The organism is Pedobacter sp. KBW01, from assembly GCF_003852395.1.
Classification (GTDB): Bacteria; Bacteroidota; Bacteroidia; order Sphingobacteriales; family Sphingobacteriaceae; genus Pedobacter.
This window is the reverse complement of record NZ_QAJQ01000012.1, coordinates 24,360-39,495: the sequence shown is the minus strand read 5'-3', so window position 1 is coordinate 39,495 and position 15,136 is coordinate 24,360. Positions and strand designations below refer to the sequence as shown.

Sequence of the window (15,136 nt, the reverse complement as noted above, 5' to 3'; positions counted from 1 at the left end):
ACTTTAAGCTGTGAACAATTCATTTATTTACAAACGAGCCACTTTAGCCGACTTTAGGGAAGCTATTGATGAATATGGATGGGTCGTATATGAAAAGGCGATCAATCAGAAATTAATATCCGAAATAATTGCAGGTTTCGAAACCTCATATCATTTGCGCCGCGAAATCCAGATTTTAAATGGAATTGAGGCCAATATGGAGGGCACCTTACATCATTTACTCGAAAAGGATAATTTCGCGATCGAGTTGTTGAGTAAGCTATATTGTCACCGCGAAATACGAGATTTTTTAGGTGGAAATTATATACTGAACGGGATAAATGGTGTAATTAATACCAAAAAAAGCACATCCTATATTCAAAACATCCACCGCGATATCAGAACTTTTTCTCCGGATTCAAAACTAATGATCCAGATGATTATTGTACTGGATGATTTTACCATATTTAATGGCGCCACGCATTTTTTATCGGGATCGCACAAACTCGATATCAGGCCTGAAGAAAAGCATTTCAAAGCCTTCTCTAAACAGGCAGTAGCCAAAAAGGGGAGTATCATTCTGTTCGATTCGAACCTTTGGCATGCAGGAGGCATTAACTTTACCCGCAAACCACGCCGTGCCTTAACGCTGGGATTTACCAAGCCATATATTAAACAGCAATTCGATTACCCACGTTTTTTGGGCTACGAGTTTGGCGAAAAGATAGATAGCGACCTTAGGCAAATTATAGGCTACAATGCCCGGGTACCGGCAAGCCTGCAAGAGTATTACCGTCCTGTAGAAAGCCGTATGTACAAATCAGATCAGGGATAAATTGTAAAACAATGGAAATCCAAACGCACTCCGTCAAAACCATTGGTGGCTATATAGGATTACAGCTATCAAAAGGTTCAGTTTATCATCCCGGTTTAATTGCACTTAATACGGGTAGAAATGCTTTCGAATATATCCTTAAGGTAAGAAATTATACCATGGTATACCTTCCTTATTACACCTGCGAAGTATTACTCGAACCCTTACACAAACTCAACATTGCCTACAAGTTTTATCACCTCGATGAAAATCTTGATCCGATAATAGATTTTGATATACCCACATACAGCTGTTTATTATATACCAATTATTATGGTTTAAAAACAGAAACAGTTAGGCGCTTAACAAAAGAGATCAGCAACCTGATTATTGATAATGCACAGGCTTTTTTCTGCAAACCGATAGCCAATGCCGATACTTTTTATTCGTGCCGCAAATTTTTTGGCGTACCAGATGGTGCTTACCTTAATATTGCAACGCAGATTAATCTAAACTTAAACCAGGACCAATCTATTGATCGTTTTTCACATCTGATCAAGAGTATCGATATCAATATAGAAGAAGGTTATGGCGATTATATAGAGAATAATAAAGGGCTGTGTAACAACGACATTAAAACAATGTCGGCATTAACCACAAATATGCTTTCGGGTATTGATTATGAAGCTTGTGCTGCTATAAGAAGAGAAAACTTTGCTTTTTTAGCCGAACATCTGGCTGATAAAAACCTGTTGTCTTTAAAATTATCTGCCAGTGATGTTCCCATGGTATATCCGTTTTTAAACGATAATACAACAATTAAACAAACACTCATAAAACAAAAAATATTTGTAGCCACCTACTGGCCAAATGTTTACGATTGGGCCAGTGCCGATAGTTTTGAATATTTTCTGGCGCAGAACCTGATTGCACTACCCATTGATCACCGTTACGGGCTAGACGATATGCGTATTCTGGTAAATGCTTTAAAACCGCTAATATGAACACTCCAATTTACATAAGGCCATTAGAATTAAAAGATGCCGATGTATCTTATAAATGGCGTAACGACCCTGAAGTATGGTCGTACACAAAATTTGTTTTAAGAGATCCGGTTACGGTAGAGGTGGAAACAGCCTGGCTTGCCAATAAAATGAAGGCCGTTAACGAAAAACGCTTCGCCATTTGCATTAAAGATACAAACGAATATATCGGCAACATTCAATTGCTTGATATTAAAAATGATACTGCAGAATTTCACATTTTTATTGGTGAAAAAAAATACTGGGGAAAAGGCATAGGTTACAGTGCATCTGTAATGCTCTTAAAATATGCCTTTTATAACCTTAACCTTAAACATGTTTTTTTAGAAGTACATGCCGATAACCTGGCTGCTTATGCCATTTACAGAAAAGTAGGTTTCGAGCGTGTTTCACAAGAACATGATTTTATAAAAATGGTCATAAACTCATCGGTTTTACTGACCGTTAATTAATCTACCAACCTAATAAGCTCCAAATGAGAAAGATTATTACCATTAATGAAAAGCAAGAGTGGACAGATTATGTGAAGCGTGCGCTGCATTACGATTTTTATCACACCTGGTATTACCATTCGTTAGATAAAAGCGGTTTGCCCATACTCTTTGTTTACGAGGAAAACGAAAATTATATCGCTTTTCCACTTTTAAAACGAAACATACCCGGATCTGACTTTTTTGATTTTACATCCGTTTACGGATATACAGGGCCCGTTTCTAACATGGATTTTAAATCACTCGACGATGATTTTATGGAACGGTTTAAAGCTTCTTTTATAGCTTATCTGCAAACCGGTCAAAATGTTACAGTATTCTCGCGTCTGCATCCTTTCTTCGATCAGGAAAGATTGATGGAAAAGTTTTCAGGCGTGCATGCAAACGGAAAAACTGTAGCCATTGATTTAACCACAACTATAGAAAGTCAGCGAGCGGGTTACCGAAAGAGTGTTAAAGAGAAGATAAGGCGCTTAAGAAAACGTGATTATGAGGTAAAAATCTCTACCGATATTAATGATGCCGTTATTTTCTCTGAAATATATACCGAAAACATGCAGCGGATTGGCGCTAAGGATAGTTACCTTTTTAACCACGCTTATTTTGTTGCTTTGCTTACTTCTGATGAGTTTGACAGTAAGCTGTTTATGGTATATAAAGATGGTATTGCCATTTCGGGAGCCATTGTGGTTTGTACAAAAGAAATTATGCAGGTACACCTGCTGGCCACCCGTACCACTTATTTATTCGAATCGCCTGCTAAACTGTTAACTGATGAAATTACCGTTATAGGCAGGCAACTAGGTTATAAATATTTTAACCTTGGCGGTGGTGTTAATTTTAAGGAAGACACCTTGTTTGGCTGGAAAATGGGTTTTTCTAACTTATGTTTCGAATTTAACAGCTGGAGATACATTGCCAATAACGAATTATACAATACTCTTTTAAACGAACGATCCCTTGATCCTTACTCTAACATTGATTTTTTTCCACTCTACCGTAGTCCCGTAATTGCTTCATAATTAATTATTTAATTTTTTATTATATGGTTATGCTGATCGAAAATAATGCTACAGGCACAACTTTGCAATTAACTTTACAGCAAAAAGTTGATTGGATAAAGTATGTGGAGCTTGCCGCCGATTACGATTTCTATCACAGTTGGCAGTATCACTCTATGGCCGAAAATGGAACTCCCATTTTATTTTTTTATGAGGAAGCAGGTAATTTTATTGCACTGCCACTGCTCGACCGCCCAATTGCCGATACCATTTACAGGGATTTGCATTGCGTTTACGGTTATTCGGGGCCAATTTCTAACCTTAAGTTTGAACAACAACCTGAAGGCTTGAAAGATAATTTTTTAAAGGCGTTTTTAGCGTTCCTGCACCAGGGTAAATATGTTTCTGTGTTTTCAAAGCTACACCCGTTCTTTAAACAGAACGAGCTGCTGCAAAGAATCGAGGGATTGTATGAAAATGGAAAAACCATTGCCATTAACCTGCAGCAAACTGCCGAAGAACGGCGTAAACAATACAGAGGGACTACTTTGGATGGTATTAAGAAATGCCGCCGCATAGGCTATACCTTACGCGAAAGCAGAGGGCAGGAAGATATTGCAGCATTTACCCAATTATACAAAGCCAATATGGGCCGCATTAGTGCCGCCGATTTTTATCTGTTTGATGAAGCTTATTTTACACAAATGATCAATTCAACAGAATTTGATTGTAAACTGGTATTGGTTTGTTTAGACGATGAAATAGCCTGTGGAAGCATTATTACCTGTACAAATGGCATTATTCAGGGGCATTTAATTGCAACCAATGCTAACCACCTCAAATATTCGCCAGCAAAGTTTCTCGTTGATGAAGTAAGTGAGCTTGGCAGAAAATGGAACATGAAATATTACCATTTAGGTGGAGGCCTGGGCTTTAAAGAAAACTCGCTTTTTGAATGGAAACTAGGCTTTTCGAACCTGGTTCTAGATTACTACAGCTGGCGTTACATTGCAAACGAACCTGTTTATAACCAGCTGGTCGAAAAATCAGGCATCGACATCCAGGATACTACCGACTTTTTTCCCCTATACCGAATGACCCCTCAATAATCTACAATTGCTTTATTTAATGATTCTCAGTTATGAAAAAGTTCTTCTTCCCCGACAAGGCGCACTCTAGATGGTTAATTTTACTCATCGACCAGATGATTGTTATCTGGACCTTGTTTATATCTATTTTATTAACGCACACCCTAAATTACCAGGAAATTTTTAACGCCAGTAATTTCATGTATGTAGCGCTTTACTGCGCCATTGCAGCAGGCGTTTTTATTACACTACGCATCCATACCGGTATTATCCGGTACTCTAATACTGAAGATATTTTACGGGTATTTTTGGCAGTTTTTGTTACCAGTTTGCTTTTCATCAGCGTAAATAAAATCCTTTCGCAAAGATTTCAGTTGCTTTGGAGCCAAATGGATAAAGCATTGATCCTGAATTTCTTTATTTCCTCATCGCTGCTCATTCTAATGCGTACACTGGTTAAAGGAGTATTTTACTTTTTTAAAGAACTTAAATCAGAAACAAAAGAGAATATCCTCATCTACGGAGCCGAGAAAAAAGCCATTCTAATCAAAAATGCCATCGAACAAAATGAAGATTCGAACCTGAATATTGTTGGCTTTATTGATGATAACCGCGACCGTGTAGATAAATACCTCGAACAGAAAAAAGTTTACCATTCCTGCTCGGTTGAGCTTTTAAAAGAAAAACATGGTATTAAAAAAATATTGTTTGCCGAAGATGCTTTAAATACCTTAAACAAAAAGAAAATTATCGATATCTGCGTTAACCAGGGCATTAAAGTAATCATGGTACCGCCATCTGATAAATGGCTCTACGGTAAGCTCGATTCGCACCAATTGAGGGATTTAAAAATTGAAGACCTTTTAGAACGCGAACCAATTAAGCTAAACAAAAAGAATATTCTCAAAGATTTATCGGGTAAATGCATTTTGGTTACCGGCGCTGCGGGATCAATTGGATCAGAAATTGTTAGGCAGGCTTTACATTATAACCCTAAAATGGTTATCCTTTGTGATCAGGCTGAAACACCCTTGCACGACCTGAAATTAGAGCTTGAAGATAATTTCCAAGCAGCCCATATAAAAATATTTATGGCCAATGTGCAGAATATAAACCGCATCCGTACGCTGTTTGAGTTGTATAAGCCTGAAATCGTTTTCCATGCTGCGGCTTATAAGCATGTACCTATGATGGAGGATAATCCGGCAGAAGCTGTTTTAACCAACGTTTTAGGCACCAAAAACATGGCTGATGTGGCATTGGAGTTTGGAGTAGAAAAATTTGTGATGATATCGACCGATAAAGCGGTTAAACCCACAAATGTTATGGGCGCTTCAAAACGTCTGGCCGAAATTTATATCCAATCGTTAAACAGTCCCGAAACTTTGCCAAGTGGCGAAATTACTACACATGCCGCTCGCACACGCTTTGTAACTACCCGTTTTGGTAATGTATTGGGTTCTAACGGTTCGGTTATCCCGAGGTTTAAAAGCCAGATTGAGCGCCGTGGACCAATAACGGTTACCGATCCGGAAATAACCCGTTATTTTATGACTATACCCGAAGCCGTGCAACTGGTAATGGAAGCCGGGGCCATGGGCAAAGGTGGCGAGATCTTCTTATTTGATATGGGTAAACCGATTAAAATAGTCGATTTGGCAATCAATATGATTAAGCTGGCCGGTTTAACCCCGTATAGCGATATCGATATCGTTTTTACTGGTTTAAGGCCGGGAGAGAAGCTATACGAAGAACTGCTGTTAATGGAAGAGGAAATTATGGCTACACACCATCCTAAAATTAAAATTTCGCAAAAAGTAGCCTATAATTACCTGTACGTAAATCAGATTATTAAAGATCTGATTGTATTAAATAATGATGGAAACGACCTGAATATGGTAAAGAAAATGAAGGAAATTATACCTGATTATATCAGCAACAATTCGCGCTACGAAGAGCTTGATTTACTGGTTGCCAACTAATTACCGCAACGTTAAAACAGTAAGTATATTTTGCTTTTGTTAACAAAAATTTTATTAAATTGCAGTAACATAGTCGTCCCCGATGTTGATGGAATTTAAATATTGTTTTAAATTAAATTAACCGCTATGAGTTTAAATGTAGGCCAGGTTCTGGAGCGCGTTGTGCGCCGGGACCGTATGGGAATAAGTGAATTATCCCGTAAATTAAATGTAAGCAGGAGAACAATTTACAATTGGTTCGATCAGAAAAGCCTTAACCCCGAAATCATCTGGAAAGTAGGAAGTGTAATCGGTCATGATTTTTCGGTAGAACTGCCTGAAACTTTTGCGAAGACAAGCAGCAACATTCGTGAAGCTTTTGATGCGCATACCGAAGATTTTGCCAAAGGCGATGCCAATTCGGTCTATTTCTGGATGAATAAATACATTAAGCTGCTCGAAAAGTACAACGAAATATTAAGCCATACCAATTTGGAGAAAACGGTTTCTGAAACAGTGGCACACCACACCATGCCGCGCAACAGTAACCGTTCCGTATCATAGGCTTAACTCCCAAATTTTCTTATTATTTACTTACTAAACCAATAACTCCTTAGGCTATACGATTCTGTAAAGGCCTCCAATATTATTTCTTAACTCTCTAAAGCTTTACCATATAACGCTATTTATGGTAATGGATTTCTATTCACTAAATTTTTGAAATCATGAAAACAATTAACGCATTAACTCTGCTATTATCTTTATTTATTTTTCAGGGTGTATATGCACAATCGCAAGTTTATGGTGGCACAGGTATTCGCTATTCGGTAGGTATCGAAACTGGGTTGGCCACTGGTTATTTAGCTAAAAAATATGAAGCACCCCTGGGCGTTTCTGCACAAGCCGAATTTCCCATCACCGAAGGTATATTGTATGCGTCGGTAAATACCGGCTTCAACAATATCTTTGTTTCAGGTACTTATTCCCGTTTAGTAGATGATCTTCATCTGGTGCCTATTAAAACTGGTTTGAAGTATTTTTACAGAAGTAATCTTTACATACAATCAGAAATTGGCGTTTCGTTCCTCTTGAATAAAACCAATTGTGTTGAAGGTAAAAAAGCGGCATTTCTATATGCGCCGCAATTTGGAATGATATTTTACCTCCATAACAACAATTATATCGATGCCGGCCTGCGTTGGGAGAGTAACGGCAAATACTACAAGTGCGATCACACCAATAATTTCGTAGGCTTCCGCGTTGCCTGGGGCTTCAGTCTATAACAGCTGGGATATTTAAGTAATCATCTTTAATAAGCTCTGTACATGAAAGCAAGTATACAGTATAATACAATGAATGGACTATGGATTCTCTTTATTGATTGTAAGTATGAGGATTCTCCTAAATACATCAGGATGATTACCAAAATTATAATCAAAATGCTTTCAGGCACCATTATTCCAGGCAATAAACGTCGGGTAAGGTCGGGGAGGCATTACCTCATTCATGAGCATGTGGTAGAGTTGCATACCGATGAGTGGTTTCCGCTGGTACTGGCCAGCGAAAGGAAAGAACTTTTAGAAGGTATTAAATCTATTTTTATGGATATGAATGGAAAAAAATAATGGCTGTCTCAGCTAAGTAGAAACAGCCATTATTTTAAAAAATAGCTTAAAGAAACGGGAAGGTTGCTCCGCAAGGAGTGGCCTTTTCTTGTTTCTGGCCATTGCCTAATAATTAAGCGATAAACCTACACCGAATCCCATATCGCTATCGTAGTGCGTACGAATGCCCATATTTTTATTAATTACATACCTCAGGTCGGCCATATATTCCAAATCTGTATTGACCATAAAACCTGCCCTGAGCCTTTTAGATACCGGAATATCCTCGCGCATTAACGCCAAACGTACAATACCATCATGGTAAACCTCTGCCTGAAAATCAATTAACAGGGGCAAGGTGTACATTACCCCCAGGCTTATGGCGCTTCTGTTATCTTTTTTGTTAACCTGACCAAAGATGTTTTTTTCGTGTTCATCCATTCCCATTTTGCGGTAACGCCAGTCGAAACCAATAAAGGGCATTAGCCATTGCATTTTTCCAATGTAACGGCCTACATGTGTTTCTACCTCATAACCATGCATGTTGTTATATCCAAGTCGCCACTCGGTACCAACTGACCATCTTGCATTTTGCAGCATGGCCGAACCATCGTTGCCGTTTGTGGCAAAATCGTTCTGAGCCATAAAATGCGGCATATTACTTTCTTTCTGTAACTCGCGGTAAGCCTGCGCCTTATCGGGCAACAGTGGGTTTTTATAATCTCCTACAGCAAACACCCGGTTCATACCTGCCATCATGTGGTATAAAATATGGCAATGAAAAAACCAGTCGCCTTCTTCGTTTGCTAGAAACTCAATGGTGTCCGTTTCCATGGGCATAATATCGAGCACATTTTTAAGCGGAGCATTTTCTCCCTGTCCGTTAAGCACCCTAAAATCGAAGCCATGTAAGTGGATAGGGTGGCGCATCATCGAATTGTTATACAGCGTAATGCGTAATATCTCTCCCTTTTTTACAGGAATTTTATCACTTTCGCTCAGCACTTTATTATCCATGCTCCAAACGTAACGGTTCATGTTGCCTGTAAGCGTAAATTTAAGCTCTTTTACAGGTGTGTTTTTAGGTAGCGTGGTAGGAGCTGGTGCTTTCAGCATGGCGTAATTTAACGTAACAATATCACCCAGTGCATTTGCATTGTAGCGATTTGGATCGGGCTCCATATTCATCCCTTTCATATTGTGGGCTTCGCTTTTTGAAGCTTCTCCGGTAATTTCCGGATACATAACCACGTTCATATCCATCTGGTTAAGGCTCATTTTCATGTCCATATCATCGAGGTCGCCGTTCATCTTCATCATATCATTCATCATCTTCATTCCATCAAAATACTTGAGGCGCGGCAGTGGCGAAATCAATTGTTTAATGCCATTACCAATAAAGTAACTGGTAGATTGGGTTCGGTCTTCCGTGGTAGCCATAAATTCGTAGGCAATCCCGTTTTCGGGTATAGTAAGCACCACATCATAAGTTTCTGATACGGCAATAATTAAGCGATCAACCTCAACAGGCGTTACATCGTTACCATCGCTGGCCACAACAGTCATTTTACCACCCGCATAACGCAGCCAGAAATAAGAAGACGCCCCCCCGTTCGAAATACGGAGCCGTACACGATCGCCAGCTTTTAAGGTTTTGCCATCCACACTTTTTAAACTGGTAGCAACCTGGCCGTTCATTAATACCTTATCGTAATACACATCACTTACATCCATAGCGGTCATCCTTTTCCATTCGTTTTTCACTTTGGTTTTAAGCTGACCTTGCCTAATGGCTTCGGCATAAGATTGTGTAGCTCCTTTTTTAATAGCTGCCCAATCGTTGGCATTATGTAGCATCCGGTGTACGTTGTCCGGATTCAGATTTGTCCATTCGCTTAGCACTACAGGCAGCGTTGGCAAATCGTCTATTCCCTTTCTAAAGGTGTTATCCGTGCTTCGCTTTTTCATTACAAAATTGCCATACATACCAATCTGCTCTTGCAGGCCCGAGTGCGAATGGTACCAGTGTGTGCCATTCTGGATAATTGGAAAGCGATAGGTATGTGTAGTATTGGGCTTAATGGGCTGTTGGGTAAGGTAGGGCACGCCATCTTCTTTATTGGGCAAAAATACACCGTGCCAATGCAATGATGTGTTTTCTTTAAGCTGGTTATGTACTACAATTTCGGCCGTATCGCCCTCTGTAAAAGTAAGGGTAGGCATTGGAATTTGTCCGTTAACCGCAATTGCCCGCTTTTCTTTGTTTGCGTAATTTACAACCGTATCTTTTACGTAAAGGTGGTAGCGTACTACTTTTTGCGCCTGTAAAGGGCTGGTGCAAATGAGCAGTAAAAGCACCGGCAATATTATTTTAGCGATGTTTTTATATATATTCATCTGATATTTTTTAGTTTAAACTAATCTGGTTTTCAAACCAATTAATTAATGTTTTTACTTGTAACTCATTTAACCTGGCATTGCGATGTAGCAATGTGTATGAGTTGAGTGGCATTTTTTTACTTTCGATCTGCTTTTTAATAGATTGTAACAATCTCTTTTGCTTTCTGTTAGGGTAGTTATTCCATTCGTTGAAATTAAGCACTTCCTTTCCTGAATTGATATGACCTTGAGTAAATACCTGTACTGGCTGAATGTATTGATACCACTTATAATTGGTGTTATTGCTGTGGCAATCGTAACACGAATTGGCCAATATATTCCCTACTGCAAGCGGCGGTCTGTAAAACTGTACAAAACCTGCCGAACCGGCCTGCCCTTGTTTTATATTCAGGGCAGGCCGGTATAATTGAACAAGTAAAAAGAGCAATAACAGGAGGAAAGCCCCTGTTTTTAACATCTTTTTCATCTTAATATTCTTGTTTTACAGCACCACAGGTAAGCATTTGTTTGCCGTAATATGGGTTTTTGATTGCTTTGGTTTCACTAATCCAAATGGCACCTTTACCTTCATTATACATGGGACAACGGTCTACATATAATTTTTGCGGCGCTCCCAACAGGTTTATCATGTCGTTAACATCATTGCTCAACGATTCGAAATGTTCACGCTGATGCGCTATCTGATCGGCATTGGTAGCAATATGTGTGGCATTTTCTTTTATATCATCAACTATATCCTTATAGTCGTTTAATTTACCGCCAGGAATCGCAGAATGATCTATTTTGCCCAGTGCTTTCAATAATTGGTTGCCTGCTTCAGATACTGCAGTGGCATCATCGGCAATCAGTGCATTTTTTAAGCCTAAGTAAGCTGTTAGCAATGGGCCGGCAGGCTTAGTTTTGGTATCAGCTTTAGCATCAGTCTTAACTGCTTTCGGGTCGTTTTTTGCCCTACTATCAGCTGTTTTTGATTGCTGGCCACAAGAAATTAGTATTACTGCTATGATAACTAAACAAGTTATCGAAAAAAAGAAATTTTTCATGCGTTCGCTCTTATATTTAGTTACCATTACTTCAATATTTCTACCGTACTGCCGCAAGTGAGCATTTTACTGCCGTAAAAAGGGTTTTTAACCGTACTTTCTTTGCTAAGCCAATTAGCACCCCTACCATTATTATACATAGGGCAATGCTGGTAATAAACCGGCATATCTTGTTTTGCAACTTTTGCAAGTGGATACATGGTTACAGAAAGGGATGAAAATGTTTGCCTTTGATCAGTTATATCTTTTGATTTTGAAAGATTGGTTACATCGGTTGTTAAAGTTTTTACAGCAGCCATCCAGGCAGAATGCTCTGCTGAGTTAAGCTTCTCCATTTCTACAGCTTTAATGGCATTAAGCAATGCTGTTGCTTTAAGACCAGCTGCATTGGCATCTGATTTTACAAGAGCATCTTTAAGTGCAAAATACTGTTCGAATACAGTTTTTAATTGTGCTGTATTTGCAGCAGCAGACACACCCTGGTGATTGTGATCTGCTTTTACCGTAGCAGCCTCTTTCATTTTACTTACCGGCTTTAAAGTCCGGTTGTAGCGGCAACACTCAGGTAGCTTTGCATAAACCTCATCAGGAGCCAGGTAAGCCGTATTATCGTATCCTGCTAAAGCAATTCGCTTTAATATTTCATCGGTATTTGTTTTTTGGTTGTTGTAGGTAATGCTGGCCATTTTAGAGGTTTCATTCCAGTTTACTGCCGCAATACTTTTAATATTCGCAGCGCTTTCGATGGTTTTCTTACACATTTCGCAGTTTCCTGATACCTGGATGCTAACTGTTTGTGCATTTTTGATTTGGGCAAAAGCGTTTGTAGCCGATAATAACAGCGTTATTACCATCCATATTTTTGATGTCAATTTCATTGTGATGATTTTAAAATGCTATAAATTAAATAATAAACTGCGCCCCTTACTTTGATAAAGACGCATTTGTGGCTATGCAGCCATTAATTTAAGCTATTTTAGGCGGTTGCCAGATAGAAATAAACCCGAAAGCGTAATTGGATTGTTTATAACCGATTTGCTGTTTTTCAACTGCAGGTGGTTGATTGATAACTTTCAAATCGCATACTAAAGCCGCGCTTACAGTAGGGCAGGAAGCACAGCAACGGCACGAGTTGTGTTTACACTTGTTGTTACAATCTTTGTGTTTTGATTTTTTGTTGGCTTTGGTAGGGCAGCAATCTTTCATTGCTGCTTTTTTGTCCAGGCTTTTTGAGCAGGAAGTGTGCATTTTTTTAGCAGAGATTGAAGCATGCGCATAACTTAGGTTTGGGAATAAAAAAGACCCCAAACACAATAGCAATACTGCAACAATATCTATTCTTAAATTTTTCAATGCAAAGCAAAGGTAGGTAATAGATTAATTAAAATACAATGATTTATTTTTTTTAAGATCGTCTGGTTGTCATGAGTAATTGCCCCGCCAATAGAAGCAATGCACTGGAACCTACCTCCTGATTCACAAATTGGGCTATTGAAGGGCACCAGCTTAATGTTTATTTACTTAAGAAAGGAAGGATAAGACCAGATAGTATTTCTGTTTTACCCATCAGGCCCACATGGCTGGCACCTGCAATAATTGCCAATTGCGACTTTGGCATTGCAGCCATATCTCCGGGTATGCCACCACCCAATAACTGATAGGTGCGGGCAGTATACTGTAAATCGACTCCGTCGTTATCACCCATGATCAGCAATACGGGTGAGGAAAGATGTTTGATGTTATCCTCTCCCAAATCAAAATCCTCTGCTGCAAATTTGACCATTTTGGTAATGAATTTCGCCCAGTGTGAAGGATTTGGAGCTAGTGAATCATAAACTTGTTTTATTGGCGAACTGGCAAAAACTTCGGGTGTTATTCCACTGATAGCCTGTTGAACCTGTGGCAGCCAGCCAGCCCTTTTGTACACGCCTGAAATGATAACGAGTTTTCCTACCAACTGCGGATGTGCAATTGCCATTTGGTAAGATATAGGTGCGCCAAAACTGTAACCTATCACATCAGTCTTTTTAATATTCAGGTATTTCAATAATCCGGCAACATCGTCTGCCAATGCTGTGTAAGAATAAGGTCTGTCGATGTCTGCGGTACGGCCATGTCCCTGCATTTCGACCGCTATTACCTTGTGCGTTTTAGCGAGCTCGGGTATCAGCTGGCTCCAGTTGGTGCCAATAGTCATAAAGGCGCCGTGAAGTAATACCAGCGGAGCGCCCTCGCCGTAGGTTTCATAGTAAATCTTTAATCCATTAACAGGCGCATATCCGGACGATGCTGGTTTCTGTTGCGCCACAGATGCTGTCATTATAAAAATGATCAGTGATAAGGATAGTATGATATTTTTCATTGTTTGTATTTTGCTTATTCAAACTTACATCATGTACCCTGAATTGGGGATAGGTAAACACGACAATTGTGCGGTGTTTTTAAGACGGGAAGAAAACTAAAATAACTTATTTGCTATTTCATCATGCTTATGGGCAAAAATGAGATCAATAACATTCCCTTTCATTAAAGTTAACGCTTAGCGAAAGGGTAACTAAATTTCTCTATTAATCACTCCAGAATTGTCTGTTTAAATAATAAGAGCTTAGTTTAATTATTAGAAGGATTTACTAGTGAAACACTTACGCTTCTTTTATTAAATTCAATATCCAGTTGAACCGTTATCCTTATCGCGACCTTCTTTTTATCTTGTTCTGCCGGAACCCATCGGGGTGCGTTTAACATAGCATCAATAATAGCCTTATCTACTTCAAAGTTTATATCCTCATCAACAATATTTCTTGTTATTACGCTTGGTTCAATAATTCTTCCCGCTGTATCTATGGTAATGTTATAAAACGACTTTTTTGTGCCAGATTGGCTGATACCTTTTTTCGAAAGCTGGGCGTTTAAATAACGAATAAAGTCATATTTGGAGCGGGGATTAGTTACGTGGCTATATTTATTCTTAATAAAGTCGATTTTTTTAATCACTTTGTTTTTTTTGTAAATTTCAGTTAGCATGGTATCACCTTTTCCTGATAATATATGCCATTCGCCTTCTCTCATATCATCAACATAATTTCCCCTTACCGATACTATTCCATGATTATAACTTTCGTATAAACCATTCATCTTGCCATGTTCTAATGTTTCAACAAATAGTTTTTCTTTTGAAGCGTTAAAAGTAGTCCAGATACCTGTTTTTTCACCATTAACATAGTATCCAACTTTACTCAGGAAATTTTTTGCCGGTACAATTACAGAATCTGTTTTATGGGTAACATAATCATAGGTAATTTGTATATGTGGTGGACTATAATTATAGTATTTGAATCTTCCGGATGCTATAGTTAATTTTTCATCCAGAAAGGTTCCTATAGTCATTATACTATCCTGTGCATCATATTCATGAACCATCCAGGCAGAACTGGAAGCCAACTTTTCAATTACAAAATGAGTGTTCTTACGTATAGAATCGAGCGTGCTGCCAAAGGGCGGCAATGGTTCAATACGTGACTGCGCACTTAAAAACACAGGAAACAACCAAAATAATAGGAGAAAGCGATTTGTCATACTTAAATATATGGAAATTAGTAAAGAAAAGAGCTTCGCGTGAAAAAACGAGACCATGTGCATAATTCCAATTAAAGGGTGTAAGCATGTATTGATCCTTCTTAGGCTTTCCATTTTAATACAGAATATAAAAAAA

15 protein-coding genes are annotated in these 15,136 nt (G+C 38.7%); 9 read left to right on the top strand and 6 right to left on the bottom strand.

What is annotated here, in order from left to right:
• Positions 1-10 precede the first annotated feature (10 nt).
• From DBR40_RS13465 to DBR40_RS13425, 9 genes are all read left to right on the top strand, one after another.
• The gene (locus tag DBR40_RS13465) at positions 11-814 is read left to right on the top strand and encodes a phytanoyl-CoA dioxygenase family protein (protein WP_124560275.1); all 804 of its coding nucleotides are present in this window, start codon (positions 11-13) and stop codon (positions 812-814) included.
• A gap of 11 nt (positions 815-825) precedes the next feature.
• A complete protein-coding gene (locus tag DBR40_RS13460; protein WP_124560274.1) occupies positions 826-1,797 on the top strand; it encodes a hypothetical protein in 972 nt (323 codons plus the stop codon).
• Complete coding sequence (locus DBR40_RS13455) at positions 1,794-2,288, top strand: GNAT family N-acetyltransferase (RefSeq protein WP_124560273.1); 495 nt, start codon at positions 1,794-1,796, stop codon at positions 2,286-2,288. Before DBR40_RS13460 ends, DBR40_RS13455 begins: the two co-directional genes overlap by 4 nt.
• Positions 2,289-2,311: 23 nt before the next feature.
• Positions 2,312-3,349 (top strand): GNAT family N-acetyltransferase, encoded by a 1,038-nt coding sequence (locus DBR40_RS13450; RefSeq protein WP_124560272.1) that lies wholly within the window; start codon positions 2,312-2,314, stop codon positions 3,347-3,349.
• A 29-nt stretch (positions 3,350-3,378) separates the two neighbouring features.
• Positions 3,379-4,437: a GNAT family N-acetyltransferase gene (locus DBR40_RS13445; protein ID WP_233603885.1), complete on the top strand. Its 1,059-nt coding sequence runs from the start codon at positions 3,379-3,381 to the stop codon at positions 4,435-4,437.
• A gap of 32 nt (positions 4,438-4,469) precedes the next feature.
• A complete protein-coding gene (locus tag DBR40_RS13440; RefSeq protein ID WP_124560270.1) occupies positions 4,470-6,398 on the top strand; it encodes a polysaccharide biosynthesis protein in 1,929 nt (642 codons plus the stop codon).
• 126 nt (positions 6,399-6,524) lie between these two features.
• On the top strand, positions 6,525-6,941 hold the full coding sequence (locus DBR40_RS13435; protein WP_124560269.1) for a helix-turn-helix domain-containing protein: 417 nt from the start codon (positions 6,525-6,527) through the stop codon (positions 6,939-6,941).
• A 161-nt stretch (positions 6,942-7,102) separates the two neighbouring features.
• Positions 7,103-7,660: a hypothetical protein gene (locus tag DBR40_RS13430; RefSeq protein WP_124560268.1), complete on the top strand. Its 558-nt coding sequence runs from the start codon at positions 7,103-7,105 to the stop codon at positions 7,658-7,660.
• 42 nt (positions 7,661-7,702) lie between these two features.
• Positions 7,703-8,002, top strand: coding sequence for a hypothetical protein (locus tag DBR40_RS13425; RefSeq protein WP_039472556.1), 300 nt, complete (start codon positions 7,703-7,705; stop codon positions 8,000-8,002).
• Between the two features lie 105 nt (positions 8,003-8,107).
• Here DBR40_RS13425 and DBR40_RS13420 read toward each other — a convergent pair whose 3' ends face one another.
• The 6 genes from DBR40_RS13420 to DBR40_RS13395 form a co-directional block, all read right to left on the bottom strand.
• On the bottom strand, positions 8,108-10,378 hold the full coding sequence (locus tag DBR40_RS13420) for a multicopper oxidase family protein (RefSeq protein ID WP_124560267.1): 2,271 nt from the start codon (positions 10,376-10,378) through the stop codon (positions 8,108-8,110).
• Positions 10,379-10,388: 10 nt separating this feature from the next.
• Positions 10,389-10,847: a heme-binding domain-containing protein gene (locus DBR40_RS13415; RefSeq protein WP_124560266.1), complete on the bottom strand. Its 459-nt coding sequence runs from the start codon at positions 10,845-10,847 to the stop codon at positions 10,389-10,391.
• A gap of 1 nt (position 10,848) precedes the next feature.
• On the bottom strand, positions 10,849-11,424 hold the full coding sequence (locus DBR40_RS13410; RefSeq protein ID WP_124560265.1) for a DUF3347 domain-containing protein: 576 nt from the start codon (positions 11,422-11,424) through the stop codon (positions 10,849-10,851).
• A 26-nt stretch (positions 11,425-11,450) separates the two neighbouring features.
• Positions 11,451-12,302 (bottom strand): DUF3347 domain-containing protein, encoded by an 852-nt coding sequence (locus tag DBR40_RS13405; protein ID WP_124560264.1) that lies wholly within the window; start codon positions 12,300-12,302, stop codon positions 11,451-11,453.
• 635 nt (positions 12,303-12,937) lie between these two features.
• Positions 12,938-13,786, bottom strand: a complete 849-nt coding sequence (locus DBR40_RS13400; RefSeq protein WP_124560263.1) for an alpha/beta fold hydrolase — start codon at positions 13,784-13,786, stop codon at positions 12,938-12,940.
• A 248-nt stretch (positions 13,787-14,034) separates the two neighbouring features.
• Positions 14,035-15,000 carry a toxin-antitoxin system YwqK family antitoxin gene (locus tag DBR40_RS13395; protein ID WP_124560262.1) on the bottom strand — a complete coding sequence of 322 codons (966 nt, stop codon included), beginning with the start codon at positions 14,998-15,000 and terminating at the stop codon, positions 14,035-14,037.
• Positions 15,001-15,136 lie beyond the last annotated feature (136 nt).

Bases quoted from the DNA above. Each gene is read 5' to 3' on its own strand.
- DBR40_RS13460 (WP_124560274.1), top strand. From the start codon at position 826: ATGGAAATCCAAACGCACTCCGTCAAAACCATTGGTGGCTATATAGGA.
- DBR40_RS13455 (WP_124560273.1), top strand. From the start codon at position 1,794: ATGAACACTCCAATTTACATAAGGCCATTAGAATTAAAAGATGCCGAT.
- DBR40_RS13450 (WP_124560272.1), top strand. From the start codon at position 2,312: ATGAGAAAGATTATTACCATTAATGAAAAGCAAGAGTGGACAGATTAT.
- DBR40_RS13445 (WP_233603885.1), top strand. From the start codon at position 3,379: ATGCTGATCGAAAATAATGCTACAGGCACAACTTTGCAATTAACTTTA.
- DBR40_RS13440 (WP_124560270.1), top strand. From the start codon at position 4,470: ATGAAAAAGTTCTTCTTCCCCGACAAGGCGCACTCTAGATGGTTAATT.
- DBR40_RS13435 (WP_124560269.1), top strand. From the start codon at position 6,525: ATGAGTTTAAATGTAGGCCAGGTTCTGGAGCGCGTTGTGCGCCGGGAC.
- DBR40_RS13430 (WP_124560268.1), top strand. From the start codon at position 7,103: ATGAAAACAATTAACGCATTAACTCTGCTATTATCTTTATTTATTTTT.
- DBR40_RS13425 (WP_039472556.1), top strand. From the start codon at position 7,703: ATGAAAGCAAGTATACAGTATAATACAATGAATGGACTATGGATTCTC.
- DBR40_RS13420 (WP_124560267.1), bottom strand. From the start codon at position 10,378: ATGAATATATATAAAAACATCGCTAAAATAATATTGCCGGTGCTTTTA.
- DBR40_RS13415 (WP_124560266.1), bottom strand. From the start codon at position 10,847: ATGAAAAAGATGTTAAAAACAGGGGCTTTCCTCCTGTTATTGCTCTTT.
- DBR40_RS13410 (WP_124560265.1), bottom strand. From the start codon at position 11,424: ATGAAAAATTTCTTTTTTTCGATAACTTGTTTAGTTATCATAGCAGTA.
- DBR40_RS13405 (WP_124560264.1), bottom strand. From the start codon at position 12,302: ATGAAATTGACATCAAAAATATGGATGGTAATAACGCTGTTATTATCG.
- DBR40_RS13400 (WP_124560263.1), bottom strand. From the start codon at position 13,786: ATGAAAAATATCATACTATCCTTATCACTGATCATTTTTATAATGACA.
- DBR40_RS13395 (WP_124560262.1), bottom strand. From the start codon at position 15,000: ATGACAAATCGCTTTCTCCTATTATTTTGGTTGTTTCCTGTGTTTTTA.